At 63.6% G+C, this 1,265-nt stretch carries 3 protein-coding genes and 1 pseudogene; 3 read left to right on the forward strand and 1 reads right to left on the reverse strand.

Annotated features, from left to right (window positions below):
- The 3 genes and pseudogenes from B4N44_RS09890 to B4N44_RS09900 form a co-directional block, all read left to right on the forward strand.
- A pseudogene (locus B4N44_RS09890) lies at positions 1–327 on the forward strand (class II fumarate hydratase); the annotation flags it as partial.
- 120 nt (positions 328–447) lie between these two features.
- Entirely contained in the window at positions 448–582 is a 135-nt protein-coding gene (locus B4N44_RS09895; protein WP_349681080.1) for a dodecin family protein, read from the forward strand.
- Positions 583–604: 22 nt separating this feature from the next.
- Positions 605–742, forward strand: a complete 138-nt coding sequence (locus B4N44_RS09900) for a hypothetical protein (RefSeq protein ID WP_296700101.1) — start codon at positions 605–607, stop codon at positions 740–742.
- A 258-nt stretch (positions 743–1,000) separates the two neighbouring features.
- On the opposite strand, the gene B4N44_RS09905 is transcribed toward B4N44_RS09900, so the two are convergent.
- Positions 1,001–1,265 (reverse strand): diguanylate cyclase domain-containing protein (locus tag B4N44_RS09905; protein WP_296700104.1); only part of this gene is annotated, 265 nt, incomplete at its 5' end.

Here is a 1,265-nt window from a genome sequence, read left to right on the forward strand (position 1 = left end):
CTCAATGTCTACAAGCCGCTGATCGCCTACGACGTGCTCGATAGCCTGCACCTGCTCGGGGACGCGATGTCGAGCTTTGCCCGACATTGCGTGGACGGCATCGAGGTCGACACCGAGCGCGCGCTGGACCTGCTGAACCAGTCGCTGATGCTCGTCACGGCGCTGACACCGCACATCGGCTACGATCGGGCGGCGCGGATTGCGCAGCACGCGCACGCCAACAGTCTGGGCCTGCGGGAGGCGGCCTTGGCGGTGGGTGGCATCAGTGCGGCCGATTTTGACGCCTGGGTCGTTCCCGGGCATATGCTCGGACCAGACTCTTTTTAAATCAGCTGAATTGCATGTCCTTCGCCAGTGCTCGGCCTCCAACGTCTCGACTGGCCTGACGGTCCCGGGTCCGACCCCTGATGCGTCGCTACCTCGCCCGACACCGACCCATGATCGGCACTGGATGACCGCGATCAAGGCGCGTCCCACATCGACTGGTTCGAGGTGGTCAAAACCAGCGGCCATGTCGTGGATGGCCAGGTCGCCCACTTCCAGGTCACGCTGAAGATCGACTTCCGGCTCGACAGCGACTGACGCGCTGCACGGGAAATTCGCTATGGCGCACAACAGCTTCAACGCCAACGCCGTCCTGCTCTTGGGCGACCAGCCCTTCGAGATCTTCCGCTTGACCGCCATCCTGGGGAGCAAGCGGTTGACCTTCTCGTATGAGGCCCTGATGGAGCGTTGGATTTAGCGGTCACTCGCACGCTCATCGCCCGCGTTCGGCCTCACTGCTTGTTCGTGTTCCTACGGTCGTGCCTTTGATACACGTCGGTCGGCAGGACCCGGGTCACGCCCAGAGCCTGGAGCGCGCGGCTCACGCGGTCGATCTCGATCAGCGCGGCAAAGCATCAGAGCGTGCTCAGACCAAGCGGACCGGGGCGGTCCTCGAAGAGGATGGTCAAGCTCCCGGATGTGGACGCGCCGGATGCGTTCACCAGTGATTCTCGATTCATTTGCTCAGCTCGGCGAGCCGGACACGCTCTCGGCCGCTCTGCTTGGCTTGATACATGGCCTGGTCGGCATGCCGCGCGAGTGTGATCGGGTCTCGGCCGTGTTCGGGATAGAGTGCAATCCCGATACTGCAAGAAAGCTCCAGCTGCAGGTCGCCGACATGGAAGGGCTCGCGCAAGGCGCGAACGATCTTGTTCCCGACCTCGAGCGCGGACTCGGGATGGGTGATCCGGGGCAGCAGCACCAGGAACTCGTCGCCGCCG

It is taken from the genome of Thiocapsa sp. UBA6158, assembly GCF_002423035.1.
Lineage (GTDB): Bacteria > Pseudomonadota > Gammaproteobacteria > Chromatiales > Chromatiaceae > Thiocapsa.